At 72.7% G+C, this 13613-nt stretch carries 12 protein-coding genes and 1 pseudogene; 7 read left to right on the forward strand and 6 right to left on the reverse strand.

All coding sequences use genetic code 11. The features are described from left to right. The first annotated feature begins 47 nt into the window (after positions 1-47). From ACFW2E_RS25790 to ACFW2E_RS25800, 3 genes are read left to right on the forward strand one after another with little or no spacing between them, the layout of a single operon-like run. Positions 48-1025 (forward strand): carbohydrate ABC transporter permease, encoded by a 978-nt coding sequence (locus ACFW2E_RS25790; RefSeq protein ID WP_384469449.1) that lies wholly within the window; start codon positions 48-50, stop codon positions 1023-1025. Between the two features lie 15 nt (positions 1026-1040). After that, entirely contained in the window at positions 1041-1919 is an 879-nt protein-coding gene (locus ACFW2E_RS25795; protein ID WP_384469450.1) for a carbohydrate ABC transporter permease, read from the forward strand. 18 nt (positions 1920-1937) lie between these two features. Next, positions 1938-3773 (forward strand): hypothetical protein, encoded by a 1836-nt coding sequence (locus tag ACFW2E_RS25800; protein WP_384469459.1) that lies wholly within the window; start codon positions 1938-1940, stop codon positions 3771-3773. An 8-nt stretch (positions 3774-3781) separates the two neighbouring features. On the opposite strand, the gene ACFW2E_RS25805 is transcribed toward ACFW2E_RS25800, so the two are convergent. Continuing rightward, on the reverse strand, positions 3782-3937 hold the full coding sequence (locus ACFW2E_RS25805) for a hypothetical protein (RefSeq protein ID WP_384469451.1): 156 nt from the start codon (positions 3935-3937) through the stop codon (positions 3782-3784). Beyond that, positions 3930-4637 carry a nucleoside/nucleotide kinase family protein gene (locus tag ACFW2E_RS25810; RefSeq protein WP_384469452.1) on the reverse strand — a complete coding sequence of 236 codons (708 nt, stop codon included), beginning with the start codon at positions 4635-4637 and terminating at the stop codon, positions 3930-3932. Before ACFW2E_RS25810 ends, ACFW2E_RS25805 begins: the two co-directional genes overlap by 8 nt. 91 nt (positions 4638-4728) lie before the next feature. On the opposite strand from ACFW2E_RS25810, the gene ACFW2E_RS25815 reads away from it, so the two are divergent. Next, the gene (locus ACFW2E_RS25815; protein WP_384469453.1) at positions 4729-5469 is read left to right on the forward strand and encodes an HAD family hydrolase; all 741 of its coding nucleotides are present in this window, start codon (positions 4729-4731) and stop codon (positions 5467-5469) included. After that, the gene (locus tag ACFW2E_RS25820; protein WP_384469454.1) at positions 5466-7808 is read left to right on the forward strand and encodes a glycoside hydrolase family 65 protein; all 2343 of its coding nucleotides are present in this window, start codon (positions 5466-5468) and stop codon (positions 7806-7808) included. Before ACFW2E_RS25815 ends, ACFW2E_RS25820 begins: the two co-directional genes overlap by 4 nt. A 29-nt stretch (positions 7809-7837) precedes the next feature. Here the strand turns inward: ACFW2E_RS25820 and ACFW2E_RS25825 are convergent, their stop codons facing one another. Then, positions 7838-8731, reverse strand: coding sequence for a M48 family metalloprotease (locus ACFW2E_RS25825; RefSeq protein WP_384469455.1), 894 nt, complete (start codon positions 8729-8731; stop codon positions 7838-7840). Beyond that, positions 8728-9114, reverse strand: coding sequence for a BlaI/MecI/CopY family transcriptional regulator (locus tag ACFW2E_RS25830; protein WP_384469456.1), 387 nt, complete (start codon positions 9112-9114; stop codon positions 8728-8730). The genes ACFW2E_RS25825 and ACFW2E_RS25830 overlap by 4 nt, the downstream gene beginning before the upstream one ends. Positions 9115-9283: 169 nt before the next feature. Here ACFW2E_RS25830 and ACFW2E_RS25835 point away from each other — a divergent pair, with 169 nt between their 5' ends. Both ACFW2E_RS25835 and ACFW2E_RS25840 read left to right on the forward strand, forming a co-directional pair. Further along, positions 9284-10771, forward strand: a complete 1488-nt coding sequence (locus ACFW2E_RS25835) for a hypothetical protein (RefSeq protein WP_384469460.1) — start codon at positions 9284-9286, stop codon at positions 10769-10771. Further along, positions 10768-11715: a YbhN family protein gene (locus ACFW2E_RS25840; RefSeq protein WP_384469457.1), complete on the forward strand. Its 948-nt coding sequence runs from the start codon at positions 10768-10770 to the stop codon at positions 11713-11715. The genes ACFW2E_RS25835 and ACFW2E_RS25840 overlap by 4 nt, the downstream gene beginning before the upstream one ends. 86 nt (positions 11716-11801) lie before the next feature. Here the strand turns inward: ACFW2E_RS25840 and ACFW2E_RS25845 are convergent, their stop codons facing one another. Both ACFW2E_RS25845 and ACFW2E_RS25850 read right to left on the reverse strand, forming a co-directional pair. Then, positions 11802-13193, reverse strand: a complete 1392-nt coding sequence (locus ACFW2E_RS25845; protein WP_384469458.1) for a sensor histidine kinase — start codon at positions 13191-13193, stop codon at positions 11802-11804. Further along, positions 13190-13540 (reverse strand): annotated as a pseudogene (locus ACFW2E_RS25850) (winged helix-turn-helix domain-containing protein); the annotation flags it as partial. The pseudogene ACFW2E_RS25850 and the gene ACFW2E_RS25845, both read right to left, overlap by 4 nt. Positions 13541-13613 lie beyond the last annotated feature (73 nt).

Genomic DNA, 13613 nt, shown 5'->3' on the forward strand with positions numbered 1-13613 from the left:
GTGCACCGCACGAACGAAACACCCGGAGAGGGCCAGGGAGAATGAGTATGACCACCGCGAAGACCGGCGAGGTCGTGACGGAGCCGCAGGCTCCGGCGACACCGTCCGACCGGCGGGAGCGCCACCGCATGCGCCGCCGCCTCGCCGGACGGCGGGGCGGGGGATGGTGGCCGTACGTCTTCCTGGCCCCCTGGTTCATAGGCCTGTTCGGCCTGACGGTCTACCCGATGCTCGACTCGCTGTACCTGTCCTTCACCGACTTCGACCTGCTGACGGCCGCCCGCTGGACCGGCCTGGACAACTACCACCGCATGTTCGCCGACGACCCGGTCTTCTGGGACTCGGTGCACGCCACCCTCCTGTACGTCGTCGTCTCCGTGCCGCTGAAACTCGCGCTCGCCCTCGGTGTGGCGATGCTGCTCAACCGCGACCTGAAGGGCATCGGCCTGTACCGGGCCGCCTTCTATCTCCCCTCCCTGCTCGGCGGGGCGGTGGCCGTCGCCATCGTGTGGCGTCAGGTCTTCGGCGGTGACGGCCTGTTCAACGACTTCCTCGGCTGGTTCGGCGTCAAGGGCCAGGACTGGATCTCCAGCCCGGACAGCGCGCTCTACACACTCGTCCTGCTGGCCGTCTGGCAGTTCGGCACGCCGATGGTCATCTTCCTCGCCGGTCTGAAGCAGCTGCCGAAGGACGTGTACGAGGCGGCCGCGATCGACGGCGCCGGGCCCGTCACCCGGTTCTTCCGCATCACCCTGCCGCTGCTCACGCCGATCGTGTTCTTCAACGTCGTCCTGCAGATCATCGACGCGTTCAAGACGTTCACCCCCGCGTTCGTCATCAGCAACGGCTCGGGCGGCCCGCTCGACTCGACGATGCTGTACTCCCTCTACCTCTACAAGAAGGGCTTCACCGACCTCCAGATGGGCTATGCCTCGGCGCTCGCCTGGGTGCTGTTCCTGGTCATCGCGGGCTTCACGGCGGTCAACTTCATCGCCGGCCGCTACTGGGTCCACTACGACGACTGAGCGAGGAGTTCATCGATGTCCGCCCCGACCCCGAACGCGTCACCGCTGCACAAGTTCCGCTCGGCCACCGGCACCCGCCGCATCTTCCTGCACACCCTGCTCATAGGTGTCGCGGTCGTCATGCTGTACCCGCTGCTGTGGATGCTCAGCAGTTCCCTCAAGCCCGACACCGAGATCTTCACCCACCCCGGGCTCGTCCCGGACGCGCTGCGCCCGGAGAACTACACCGAGGGCTGGAGCGGTTCCGGCAACTCCTTCTCCCTCTACATCACCAATTCGCTGATCGTCACGATCGGCGCGGTGATCGGAAACGTCGTCTCCTGCTCGCTCGCCGCCTACGCCTTCGCGCGTTTCGAGTTCCGCGGCAAGAAGATCTGGTTCGGCCTGATGCTCGGTACGCTCATGCTGCCCACGCAGGCCGTCCTGATCCCGCAGTACACGATCTTCTACAACCTGACCTGGATCAACACGTACCTGCCGCTGATCGTGCCGAAGTTCCTGGCCACGGACGCGTTCTTCATCTTCCTCATGGTCCAGTTCATCCGCTCCATCCCGCGCGAGCTGGACCAGGCTGCCATGATGGACGGCGCCAACCCCCTGCAGATCTACTGGAAGATCATCCTGCCGCTGATGAAGCCGGCCCTGGTCACCACCACGATCTTCACCTTCATCTGGACGTACGACGACTTCCTCCACCAGCTCGTCTACCTCCAGCAGAACGACCGGTTCACGGTCCCCCTCGGCCTGACCCTCTTCCTGGACAAGACCAGTGGATCCTCCTACGGCGCGATGTTCGCCATGTCGACACTCGCCCTGCTGCCCACCCTGGTCTGCTTCCTGATCTTCCAGAAGCGGCTCGTGGAGGGCCTGGCGACCAGCGGAATGAAGGGCTGATACGACGTGAGCACTCCCCTGCACCTCCCGCGCCAGCACGGCCCGCTGCACGACCTGCCGGACAGCCCCGAGGCGTACGACGCCGTCCTCGCCGACGTCACCGAGCAGGCCCTCGCCCGCCTGACCCCGGAGGGCAACCTCGAACACCCCGACGCCGAGGACGACATCGGCGACACGTCGCTCGGTGTCACCTCCCTGCTGGCCCTGGCCTGGCAGCGCGGCGGGGACCCGCGTCTGCCCGACGCCGTACGCCGCAGTCTCGCCTTCCACCTGACCGAGCGGGTCCACACCGAGGACAACCCCGGCTACCCCAACCTGAGGATCCGCGACTCCGGCCTCCCCTACGCCCGCTACGTCCTGGAGACCGGCGCCCACCCCATCGGCGACTGGCCCAGCACGGTGTGGGCCCTGCTCCAGCTCGTCAACCTCCTGGACACCGGCGACGACCTCATCGGGGACGAACAGCGCAGCGAACTGGTCGAGTTGGGCCGTGGGTACTGGCGCTGGCTCACCGAGGCCACCTTGTTCAACCCGCAGCAGGCCGGAAACCAGGCGATCGGCTGTGTGGTCGGCGGACTGATGCTGGCCCGCCACCTCCCGGCGCAGGAGGGACAGTTGCTGCGCAGCCGGGCACTGTCCCTGTACACCGACGAGATCCGCGCCCACCGGGTCCGCGACCGGGGCGCCCTGCTGATCCCCGAACACGGCGGCGCGTACGACAACAACTACGGACCCATCTCCCTCTCCTTCCTCGCCCAGGCCCACCGCGTCAGCGGCGAGGAGGTCTTCGCCGAGGACGGAGACGCCCTGGCCCGCTACATCGACGCCCGTCTGCCGGGCGGCGGCTTCGACAACGGGGGCCCCCGCTACAGCGAGCAGCACTCCGGCTTCGAGTCGGTCCTCGGCCTGCGCTACTTCAGCGGCCGCATCCGCTCCGACCTGGGCCGCTACCGGGGTGACACCCGCTGGGGCCGGCACGCGGTCAAGCCGGACGGCGGGATCGACGGCCACTTCGCGTGGATGCTCGTCTGGCAGATCCAGGACACCTCGCGCTGGCACCGCACACCGTCCACGGCCACCGTCCGGCACCAACTGCGTGCCGGCACCGTGTCGGTGGCCTTCGACGACCGGATGACCCCGGCACTGGTCGAGGCGAACGGGAGGTACTACCTGCCGGCCGCGGTCGAGCGGCAGCACGGCTTCGGCCCCGTCACCGACGGGTTCCTGCTGTGCCGCCCCATGGGCGAGGTCCGGGTCCGGGACGTCCGTGCCGACGGGCTCACCGCCAAGCTGGTCACCAAGCCGGTGGTCGGCCGCGACCACGTGCTGCGACATGTGCGCTCCCTGTACGTCACGGACGGCACGAGCCTGTGGGTGACCGTGGCGGTGGAGCGGCTCGACGGGACGCCGTACCTGCTGGCCGGGCTGCCGTACGCCGCGGACGACGGCGACCGGGTGCGCCGGATCGCGCAGGGCGACGTGACCTCGGCGGGCGCGCTGCGTCTGACGCACCCCGAGGCGCGGGGCGTGGACCACTTCGACGCCCGTGCCGAAATCACCCAGGAGCAGGCGGCGTTCGCGCTGACCGCCGATCCACGCGGCTACGGCAACCCCGATGAGGGCTGGCGCCATCTGGTGGGCTCGACGGCCCTGGAGGCGGGCCCGGCGCCGGGTGGACCGGAGGACCTGCACGTCTTCGCGGTCCGTTACGGCTCCGAGGAGCCGCTGCCGGTGTCCTTCGAGTGGGGCGAGGAGGGGCTGACCGTACGGACGGAAGCCTTCACCGCCGTCATCGGGGACCCGGCGGGTGACGCCCGCGCGGAACCGGAGCTGACGTTGGGCGCGGTCGCCTGAGGAGACGCTCAGCCGGTCAGCCCGATCAGTCCCCAGCCACGTCGCCCGGTCGCGGCGACGACGACCTTCGGCGAAGCGGGGCACTCCCGGCCCACTTCCGGCTCCGCGTCGGGATCGTCGTCCGGGCAGGCGGCCTCGTAGAGCAGGCCGGCGCGCTCAGCCACCGGGGTCCGCTGCAACCCGCCCCGGTCCAGCGCCGGTACGGAGATGTGCGGTTCCATCCGGCCACCCCAGGACGTTCCGCACCACCAGGTCCGCCCGCTCCCGTGTCGTCGCGACGAGGTCCGCGTTGCGCTGGTCCGTGCCCAGCACCCAGGCCACGGCATGCTCGTGCTCCTTGCCGAACTCCTCGTGCCGGGCGACGAGCCGCCGGACGCGCTCCTCCTCGTCGGTCTCGCAGAACCACACCTCGTCCAGGCCGGGCCGCACCCGCGCCCACGAACCCGTCCCCAGCAGCAGGTAGTTGCCCTCCGTCACCACCAGCCGGGCCGTCGGCGGCACCGGAACCGCGCCCGCGACCGGCTGCTCCAGCACCCGTTCGAAACCCGGTGCGTACACCACTTCGCCGGTCTCCTCGCGCAGCCGCCGCAGCAGCGCCGCGTAGCCCGCCGGGTCGAAGGTTTCCGGCGCGCCCTTGCGGTCCCGCAGACCCAGCCGGTCCAGTTCGACGTCCGCGAGGTGGAAGCCGTCCATGGGGACGTGGGCCACCCAGGGCTCACCGGCACCGTTCAGCTCCCGCACCAGGTGCTCGGCCAGTGTCGTCTTGCCCGCGCCGGGGCTGCCGGCGATGCCCAGGAGCGCGCGTGGCGCGCGCCCCGCGAGGGACCGGGCGCGGTCGAGCAGGTCGTCGAAAGTCAGGGCCACGCGGAGAGTGTCGCACCACGCCCCGCCCCGCTGCCCGCCCTGTGGCCTTCGCCACCCACTGGAACCCGCCCGTCGGGGAAGGGTGCTGGGTATGACTGAACTCGGTCTGCCCGACACCATCCTGGCCTGTCTCTTCGACCTCGACGGGGTCGTCACCAAGACGGCCGTCGTGCACGCGGCCGCCTGGAAGGAGGCGTTCGACCAGTTCCTGCACGGATACGAAGGCGAACGCGCCCGTCCCTTCGACGCGGTCACGGAGTACGACGAATACGTCGACGGACGCCCAAGAGCAGACGGGGTCCGTTCCTTCCTCCGCTCCCGGGGCATCGAACTGCCCGAGGGTGTCCCGGACGACCCACCGGACGTGCACACCGTGCACGGCCTGGGCAACCGCAAGAACGAACTGCTCCTGGAGAAGATCCGCACCGAGGGCGTCGAGGCGTACGACGGCACCCTGCGCTACCTCGAGGCCGTCCGCGCGCGCGGGCTGCGCACCGCGATCGTCTCCTCCAGCGCCAACTGCCGTGATGTACTGCGCTCCATCGGCGCCGAGCACCTCTTCGACGTACGCATCGACGGAGTGGCCCCCCGCGCGCGGCGGGGCCCCGCCCCCCCGCGCCCGCCCCCCTGGCGGCCCGCCCCCGCCCCCGGGGGGGGCGGGCCCGGGGCGCCCGCCGTATTCGAGGACGCGCTGGCCGGCATGGACGCCGGCCGCGCGGGCCGCTTCGGATACGTGGTCGGCGTCGACCGGGTCGGCCAGCGGGACGCGCTGTACACGCATGGCGCCGACGTCGTCGTGAAGGACCTGGCCGAGCTGGGAGGCAAGGGGTGATAACTCACCGGTCGTACACCGTCGAGCCCTGGGCCGTGCGCGAGACCGATCTCAACCTGGACGTCCTGGCGCAGAGCGAGTCGGTGTTCGCCCTGTCCAACGGGCACGTCGGCTGGCGCGGCAATCTCGACGAGGGCGAGCCGCACGGGCTGCCCGGCACCTACCTCAACGGCGTGCACGAACTGCACCCGCTGCCGTACGCCGAAGCGGGCTACGGCTATCCCGAGTCGGGCCAGACGGTCATCAACGTCACCAACGGCAAGATCCTTCGGCTGCTGGTCGACGACGAACCGTTCGACCTCCGCTACGGCAGGCTCGTGGCCCACGAACGCGTGCTGGACCTGCGCCGGGGCGTGCTGACGCGGACCTGCGAGTGGACGTCCCCCGCGGGTTCGACGATCCGGGTGCGTTCCACACGGCTCGTGTCGCTGACCCAGCGGGCGGTGGCGGCCGTGGCGTACGAGGTGGAGGCCGTCGGCAGCCGCGCCCGGGTGGTGATCCAGTCGGAGCTGGTCGCCAACGAGCAACTGCCCGGGGCGAACGGCGACCCGCGCGCGGCGGTCGCGCTCCACTCGCCGCTGGAGCAGGAGGACGACTTCGCCTCCGGTTCACGGCTGCGCCTGGTGCACCGCACCCGGCGCAGCGGGCTGCGCGTGGCGGTGGCCGCCGACCACGTGGTGACCGGCCCCGAGCGGACGACGGCCCGCAGCGAGAGCGACACGGACGTGGCCCGGCTGACCGTCACCTCGGTACTGGAGCCGGGGCAGCGCCTGCGGGTGGAGAAACTCGTCGCCCACGGCTGGTCCGGCACCCGCTCCCTGCCCGCGATGGCCGACCAGGTGGACGCCGCGCTGGCCGCCGCCGCGCACGACGGCTGGGAAGGTCTCCTCGACGGGCAGCGTACCTATCTCGACGACTTCTGGGCCCGTGCGGACATCGAGGTCGACGGCGACGAGGAGATCCAGCAGGCCGTCCGCTTCGCCCTGTTCCACGTCCTGCAGGCCGGGGCGCGCGCCGAACAGCGCGCGATCCCCGCCAAGGGGCTGACCGGCTCCGGATACGACGGCCACGCGTTCTGGGACACCGAGATGTTCGTGCTCCCGGTCCTCACCTACACCGCCCCCGCCACCGTCGCCGAGGCGCTGCGCTGGCGGTACAACACCCTTCCCGCGGCCCGGGAGCGGGCGACCCAGCTCGGCCTGGACGGAGCCGCGTTCCCCTGGCGGACCATCGAGGGCTCGGAAGGGTCGGCGTACTGGCCGGCCGGCACCGCGGCCTTCCATGTCAACGCCGACATAGCCGACGCCGTCATCCGTTACGTCGCGGCCACGGGGGACACGGACTTCGAGCGCGAGGCCGGCGTGGAGCTGCTGGTCGAGACGGCCCGCCTGTGGCGGTCGCTGGGCCACCACGACCACCACGGCGTCTTCCACATCGACGGCGTCACCGGGCCCGACGAGTACAGCGCGATCGCGGACGACAACACGTACACCAACCTGATGGCGCGGGCGAACCTGCTCGCGGCGGCCGACGCCGTGTCACGGTATCCGCGCGAGGCCGACCGGCTCGGCGTGGACGAGGAGGAGAGCGCGGCCTGGCGGGACGCAGCCGAGGCCGTGCACGTCCCCTACAACCGCGAACTCGGCGTCCACGAGCAGCACGCCGGGTTCACCCGCTACCAGCGCTGGGACTTCACCGGCACGCGCGAGGACCAGTACCCGCTGCTGCTGCACTTTCCCTACTTCGACCTCTACCGCAAGCAGGTCGTCAAACAGGCCGACCTGGTGCTGGCCATGTACACCAGTGACGGGTTCTTCGACGACGAGCACGTCGCCCGCAACTTCGCCTACTACGAGCCCCTGACCGTCCGGGACTCGTCCCTGTCCGCGTGCTGCCAGGGGGTCATCGCCGCACAGGCGGGCCATCTGCGGCTCGCCCACGACTACGCGGCAGAGGCCGCGCTGATGGACCTGGAGGACCTGGAGCACAACACCCGGGACGGACTGCACATCGCGTCCCTGGCCGGCACCTGGATGGTGCTGGTGGCGGGCTTCGGCGGGATGCGCAGGTCGGGCGACGGGCTGCGGTTCGCCCCGCGGCTGCCGGAGAGGTTCCGGCGGGTGGCCTTCAGCCTGCAGTTCCTCGGCCGTCGCCTGCGGGTGGAGATCGAGGCCGACAAGGCCGTGTACACGCTCGTCGACGGTGCGGCGCTGACCATCCGTCACCACGGCGAGCCGGTCACGCTCGGCCCCGACGGCCCCGTGGTGCGTGCCGTGCCCCCGGTGATCCCGCGCCCGGTTCCCGAGCAGCCACCGCATCGGGCCCCCAACACCGGTTGACCGGCGGTTCCGGTCCATGGGGTACCGGGTCAGGTCAGCACGCCCGCCAGCAACTGGTACAGATCGTTCGTGGCGTCGGCGGCGAGCAGCGCCGGGAGGGCGCCCAGGGCGAGTACGGCCACGGCGGCGGACCACAGGCGTGGCGGCGGGGACGTCTGGAGGGCCGCGATGCGGCGGGTGACGGCACGCTCGGTGAAGTTCAGCGCGCACGCGGGCCGGGGCCGGCGCGCGGTGAGCGCGGCGCGGGCCAGGGCACGGGCGGTGGCCGTCCGGTCCCCGACGGCGTCCGCCGCCCGTTCGTCGGCCCAGCGTTCCACGAGGAAGGTCACGGTGGTGCGGACCGGCGCGAGCAGCGGGTTCGCGGTGGCGGCGAGTGTGGCCGCGGTCACCAGGAGGCCGTGCCGGTGTGTCAGATGGGCGCGTTCGTGGGCGAGCAGGACCCGGCGCTCGGCCGGCTGGAGCGCGCCCAGCATGGCGGAGGTGACCAGGATCCGCCCCGGGCGGCCGGGGATGGCGAAGGCCTGCGGGAGCGGAGAGGCGGCGACGATCAGTTCGGTGTCCGCCGGGTGCCCCGCGCACAGCCGGTGCAGTGCCCGCCGGGTGCGGAACTGCGCGCGCAGCGCCCGGTGGACACGCCGGCAGACGACGGCCAGGGCCAGACACGCGGCGATCCCGATCACCTCGGGCACCGGATCGGTCAGCGGGTGCCCGTCCTCGCGGGCTTCGCGGACCACCGGCGGCGCGTCCCCGACCAGGGCGGTGGCCAGCAGGATCAGGGACCAGGTGGTGGCCGCGGCGGTCAGGACGGCGGCGGAGGTGAGCACGCGCGCGGCGAGCGCGGGGGCCATCCGTCCGCCGATCACCGGGCTGACCACGGCGAGCAGCAGGGACAGCAGCAGCGGGGTGTAGACGTCGTACTTCATGCGCCGTCGCCTGTGCCGAGCAGGTCGCGCAGCGCCCGCTCCTCCTCGTGGCTCAGCCCGGACACGAACTGCTGCAACGCGGCGATCGGGTCGGGGCCGCGGTCGAGGGCCTCGTGCATGGCCTCGGCGGTCAGCTCGGCCGCGTTCTTGGCGGGCCGGTACGCACCGCGCCGCCCGTCCGCGTCACGCAGCACAAGGCCCTTGTCGTACAGCCTCTTGAGGATGGTGTGCACCGTGTTGTAGGCGAGCCCGCCGTCGAGCTCGGCCTGGATCTCGGCGGGCGTCAGCGGTCGCTCGGTGGCCCAGAGTGTGGCCAGCACCTCGCTCTCCAACGCCCCGGCGCTGCGCCGCTCCGCCCTTCCGCGGGACCCTGTGCCAGCCATGCCCCAACCTTACAGCGCGTAGGGCCGTCATTCGCATGGCCGTACCCATGCGGTACACGCCTGCGATGAGGGTTAGTTTGACCGTGTTTCTCCAGAGAGTCCCATCCTTGGCACTACATGATGTAGGGTGGCGCAACCCCTACAAGCTGTAGGGGTGGAGGGGTGGACAATGGTCGGCAGCGCGCACGCCACACTCGCCGGAGCCCGCCGTCGCGGAGCGCGGCCCGGGGCCGAAGGCGCCCGACGCTCCCGCGCCGACGGGCCACTGGCGGCCGTCGCGGGCGTCTTCACACTGGCGCAGGTCCTCCTCGTCCGCCCCGGGATGGGCCTCGGCTGGGACGAGGCCGTGTACGTCAGCCAGATCAGCGGGCACGCCCCGGCGGCCTTCTTCAGCGCCCCCCGCGCCCGCGGCATCTCCCTGCTCGTGGCACCCGTCACCGCCTGGTCGTCGTCCACGCCCCTGCTGCGGGTCTACCTCGCCGTGCTGTCCGGTCTCGCCCTCTTCCTCGCACTGCGCGCCTGGCGCGGTCTGTTCCCGGTCCGCGTACTGGCCCTGGCGGGCGCCCTGTTCGCCACGCTCTGGGTGACGCTCTTCTACGGTCCGCAGGCCATGCCCAACTACTGGGTCGCCGTCGGCGCGCTCACCTCCGCGGCCTGCTTCCTGCGGGCCCGATCCGGCCGCTCCGGCAGGGCGGCTCTGTGGGGGGCGGCCGCGAGCGGGGCGCTGATGACCCTGATGCGGCCGACCGACGCGGTCTGGGCGACCCTGCCCCTGCTCGGCCTCGCGCTGTACCGCCGCCACTGGCGCCCGCTCACCGCCCTCCTGGCCGGACTCGCGGCCGGCGCCGGGGAGTGGGTGATCGAGGCGTACGCCGCCTACGGAGGCCTCGGGCAGCGGCTGTCCGACGGCTCCGCCATCCAGGGCGGCCTCGGCTGGCACTTCGCCGTCGCCGACCAGCTGCGCAGCCTGGGCGGACGGGTCCTGTGCCGCCCCTGCACCGGAGCGATGCCCGACCCTGTGCTCACCCTCTGGTGGCTCGCCCTGCCCCTGCTCGCCGTGTTCGGCCTGGTGGTGGCGGTCCGGGCGCGACGCACCGTCACCACCCTGGTGCCGCTGGCCTGCGGGGCGACGGCCGCCTTCCCGTATCTCTTCCTGATCGGCTACGCGGCGCCCCGCTTCCTGCTGCCCGCCTACGCCCTGCTCGCCCTCCCGGTGGCCGACGCACTCGTCCACCTCGTGTCCGCGCCCGGCCGGGCCTGGCGGCCCGTGGCCGTGACCCTGGCCGCACTCGGCCTCGCCGGGCATCTGGCGGTCCAGTACGCCGTGCTGGAGGCCACCGTCGACCGGACCACGGCCTCCCACCGCGCCTGGGCCCGCACCGCGGACGAACTGCACCGCCTGGGCGTCCGCCCGTCCTGCCTGCTCACCGGGCACGAGGCGATCCCGATCGGGTTCTACGCGGGCTGTTCCTCCGCCGCGACCGCGGGCCACAACGCCAACACCACGGCTGCGGTCATCACGCGGACCGCGCGCCGCACACCGGTCGGCACACTCGTCACCGCGGGCTCCCGCCCACCCGCGTACGCCCGTGACTGGCAGTCCAGGCGCGTCGGCGGGCTGCGTCTCTACTACACCGTGCCGGCAGCGGGTTCATGAGCGCCCCGACGGACATCACGCCCGTCCTGGGCCGCCGCCGGGCCTACTGGCACGGCGCCGTCTGCCTCGCCGTCCTGATGTGCGCGGTCTATCTGGCCCTGAGGCACTGGCCGACGCTGCACACCGGGGCCGTGCGGCTCGCCGTCGCCGACCAGGGCTGGCTGCTGGTGGCCGCGACCGCCGCGGCCGCGACCTGGGTGTCCTCCGCGCTCGCCCAGCAGGGCGCGGTCGGCTCACGGCTGCCGGGCGGACGCCTGGTGGCCTCGCAGTTCGCCGCCTCCGCCGCCAACCACATACTGCCCGCCGGGCTCGGCGCGGGCGCCGTGAACCTGCGGTTCCTGATGCGCTGCGGGCTCACCGCGGGACGTTCGGCCAGCGCCCTCGCCGTCAAGGCCGGCGCGGGAGCCGTGGTCCGCGGGGTGCTGATCGCGGCGCTCGCACCGGCCTGCACCGGCCTGCTGCGGATCCCGCACGTCGGGCCGGCCGCGCTCCTCGCCCCAGCCGCCGTCATCGGGCTCGTGATCCTCCTGCTCAACAGTCCGCTGTGGCCCCGCTGCCGACGCGCCCTCGCCGTCGTACTCGCCGACATCCGCGCCGTGCACGCGCATCCGCGGCGCGCGGCCGCCCTGTGGGGCGGATCGCTCGCCTTCACCGCGTTCCACTCCCTGGTGCTCATCGCCGTCACCCAGGCCGTCGCACTGCCCCTGGCGCCGGTCCGCGTGGCGCTGCTGTACCTCGCCGCCAGCAGTGCCGCCGCCCTGCTGCCCACCCCGGGCGGCCTCGGCTCCCTCGACGCCGCGCTCGGCCTCGCGCTCACCGCCTCCGGAGCCCCGTCCGCCGCGGCCGCGTCCGTGGTGCTCGGTTACCGCCTCCTGACCGTGTGGCTGCCGCTGCTCCCGAGCCTGCTGGTGCTCGGGGTGCTGATCCGCCGCAGGGCCCTGTGATCGGCACGGCGTTTCCCGTCCGGCCGTCACCACCGGTCAGCGCGCTCAGCATCGGCAGCGGCCGGCGCAACGCCGGGGCAGCAGGGCTATCCGGGGGGCAGCGTCACCACGAACCGCGCTCCCGGCGCGTGCCCGGGATCGTAGGACACCTCACCGCCGACGGAGCGGGCCAGACGCCGCGCTAGCGGCAGCCCGAGGCCCGCTCCGCCGTGCCCGTCCCCGGGGTCGGCACGTCGGCCCGGCTCGAACAACCGACCGGCGAACGACTCCGGTACGCCGGGGCCGTCGTCCGTGACGTCCACGTACACCGCCCCGCCCGCCGGCCGGCACGCGGTGACCGTCACGTCCGCCCGCGCGTAGCGCAGGGCGTTGGCCAGGAGCGGGCTGACGATGCGTTCGAGGAGCTCGGGCCGCACTCCGGCCTGCAGGGAGGGGTCCTCGGCGGTGACGGTGATCCGCGCCCCACCGGTCGCGTCCGGGCCCCCGGCGAGGCGGTTCAGGACGGGCAGTACGTCCACCGTCCCCGGTGCCGTGGGCACGCCGTCGCGTGCCTCGTTCAGCAGCGTGTCGCATATCGTGCGCATCGACTGGGCGGCCTCGGCGATCACCTCGTGCGTGGCGCGGGTCTCCGCCTGCGAACGCGGCCGGGACCGCCACCAGTCCAGCTCGGCGACGATCCGGCTCAGCGGGGTGCGCAGCTCGTGCGACAGCTCACCGGTCAGCTGCCGTTCGTGCCGCAGCACCGCCCGGATACGGTCCAGCAGGGCATCCAGCGAGGCACCCAGCCGGGCGAGTTCGGCCGGGCGCCCCGCACTTCCGAAGCGCTCCTCGGAGGCCACGGCGCTCCACTGCGTCGCCTGGTCCGTCATCGTCCGCACGGGCCGCAGCGCCCGGCCGACCGCCAGCCGGGTCAGCCCGTAGGTGCAGGTCAGCATCACCGTGTCCAGGGCGAAGGAGCCGAGCAGCAGCGTGTCGGCCGAACTCCGGTACGGCGAGAGATCGAGCGCCGTCACCACGGCGGCCGGGACTCCCGCGTCGCCCACCGGCTCGGCGCACAGCCGGACGGGGTCGTGCCCGCCGACGGTGGCGCAGCCGCGCCCGCCACGGGCGGCGAGCGCGCCCGCCACCCGGGTCAGGGCGCCGCTGCGTTCCGCGGACGGCGGTCCCTCCAGGAGCCGGGGCCCCGCGTAGATCCACACGTTGGTGTCGAGGAGCCGGTCGTTGGAGGTCCCCAGGACCCGCACCCGCCCGCCGTGCGTGTCCACGGTGGTGGCGACCGCCGCGGCCCGGGCGCGCAGCTCGTCGTCGGCCTCGTGCTGCAGGCGGTGCCGGACCACGATGTTGAAGACCGTGGTGAGGACCAGCATCAGGAGGGTGGCGGTACTCAGCGCGATCAGGGACAGCCGGCCACGCAGGGTGCGTGGGGCCAGGCGGAGCCGGGTGGGCCGCAGCGGTGCGAGCCGGAGCGGGGACCTCATACGAGCCGGTGGCCGATCCCGCGGACGGTGCCGATCGTCAGGCCGCTGTCCGCCGCGCGCAGTTTGCGCCGCAGCCGGGTCAGATACTGATCCAGCGTGTTGTCGCTGACGTGCGCGCCCTCGGGCCAGCCGGCCCGGACCAGCTCGCGGCGGCGCACGATGTCCCCGGCCGCCGCCGTGAGCGCCCCCAGCAGCCGGAACTCGGTCGGGGTCAGGTCGATACGGGTGCCGCGCACGGTGGCACCGTGCCGGACGGCGTCCAGCACCAGGTCCCCGGTCGCGGGCGGCGACCGGGGGGGCGCCCGCGTGTGGGCGGCCCCCCCCCCCCCGGCGCGCCCGGCGGGGTGGGACCAGTGTCGGTTAAACAAAACCCACCCCCCCACACAATGAACAAAATCGGGGTTGAGGGTGGGGGGTGTG

It is taken from the genome of Streptomyces sp. NPDC058964 (assembly GCF_042741275.1).
Classification (GTDB): Bacteria; Actinomycetota; Actinomycetes; order Streptomycetales; family Streptomycetaceae; genus Streptomyces.

Coding starts and splice junctions, on each gene's coding strand:
- ACFW2E_RS25790 (WP_384469449.1), top strand. CDS start 48: ATGACCACCGCGAAGACCGGCGAGGTCGTGACGGAGCCGCAGGCTCCG.
- ACFW2E_RS25795 (WP_384469450.1), top strand. CDS start 1,041: ATGTCCGCCCCGACCCCGAACGCGTCACCGCTGCACAAGTTCCGCTCG.
- ACFW2E_RS25815 (WP_384469453.1), top strand. CDS start 4,729: ATGACTGAACTCGGTCTGCCCGACACCATCCTGGCCTGTCTCTTCGAC.
- ACFW2E_RS25825 (WP_384469455.1), bottom strand. CDS start 8,731: ATGAAGTACGACGTCTACACCCCGCTGCTGCTGTCCCTGCTGCTCGCC.
- ACFW2E_RS25830 (WP_384469456.1), bottom strand. CDS start 9,114: ATGGCTGGCACAGGGTCCCGCGGAAGGGCGGAGCGGCGCAGCGCCGGG.
- ACFW2E_RS25835 (WP_384469460.1), top strand. CDS start 9,284: ATGGTCGGCAGCGCGCACGCCACACTCGCCGGAGCCCGCCGTCGCGGA.
- ACFW2E_RS25840 (WP_384469457.1), top strand. CDS start 10,768: ATGAGCGCCCCGACGGACATCACGCCCGTCCTGGGCCGCCGCCGGGCC.
- ACFW2E_RS25845 (WP_384469458.1), bottom strand. CDS start 13,193: ATGAGGTCCCCGCTCCGGCTCGCACCGCTGCGGCCCACCCGGCTCCGC.